Annotated in this window: 1 protein-coding gene; it reads right to left on the bottom strand. The window is 31.6% G+C overall.

Translation table 11 applies throughout. The features are described 5' to 3' along the window. Positions 1-78 precede the first annotated feature (78 nt). Positions 79-771, bottom strand: coding sequence for a hypothetical protein (locus ACQR30_RS05215; RefSeq protein ID WP_429732276.1), 693 nt, complete (start codon positions 769-771; stop codon positions 79-81). Positions 772-1,162: the final 391 nt, after the last annotated feature.

Raw genomic sequence — 1,162 nt, 5'->3', positions numbered from 1 at the left:
CAAAAAATGGAAATAATGTGATGATTAAACGCTATGAAACTAACTAAATTCGAATATCAAATTATTATCTAGCTAAAATCACTTTCTTGTTTTTGATTTCTTTGTTTGATTTTTTTTTTGTTTATCATGTTTACTTTTTCCTTTATTCCTCTTTGAACTTTCCGCTTTATGATTATTATCCTCAATATTACTTTTTCTTTTATTTCTCTTTGAACTTTGATTGTTATTATCTCCATGTTGATGATCCAAATGCCTGTCTTCACTATCTTCAATGTCTTCACTGTCTTCAATTTCAGGATCATAAATTGGAATTTTATTAGTTGGCCGACCAAGTTTTTCAAGAGCTTCAATACTTAAAGTCCAACTCGGTGCACCAATAGGTGGTACGCCGGTTGTTTTCTCCTCATTAGCTCTCTTTCGCTTTAATTGTGGTCTCTTTCTTAGGAATTCGACAGTCGGGTCGATCCTTTGATGAAGTAACCGTTTCAGCTTAAATAAATAAATTAAATTAGCATTTATATAATAATAATAAAGGTAAAAATCATAGAATATACATACTGATGAGGAGCGCCACCATTTGTCATAAATATATAATGATGTCTTTTTTTCAACTGCGTTTATAGTGGTTACTTCATCTTCAACTGCTTCTTGTTGATCTTCTTCTAGATCAGTCTCTTCCCATTCGGAAGAATGATATCCAGATTCTTGTAAAATCTGTACCAGATCCTTTTCCGGATACCTGTTAATATACTTGTCACCCCCTTTGATCAAGTAATTAACAGCATATGCTTTTCTCTTTTTTTTCTAATCATGTAATAATTTTAAACAATTTTCAATTTGATGCTTAATTTATATGGTTAATATTTACTTCTTGTTTTCTGGTATTCTTCGCCACTCTTCTTTTGTTATTCTTCACTTTTTCTCCACCTTGAGTTTCTATATTTTTTACGCGGTGTCGGGATCGCCAACGTCCGTAGAGCATGTTTAATAGCTTACCATTTGTTACATCATATTTTTTATTTACTAACTTATAAAGGGGTGGAATCAATTTCGTAATTATGTCTTCTTTCTGCTCAATCCATGTTAACTTATCGTTTATTATGTAGGTATCTCTCAGCTCGGAATCTACCCATATAAAGACCTCTTTCTACAAAAATAATAC

This window comes from Arachidicoccus sp. (assembly GCF_050436765.1).
Lineage (GTDB): Bacteria > Bacteroidota > Bacteroidia > Chitinophagales > Chitinophagaceae > Arachidicoccus.
Note: the sequence above shows the minus strand (reverse complement) of the source record. Positions and strands in the feature narration are given on the sequence as shown.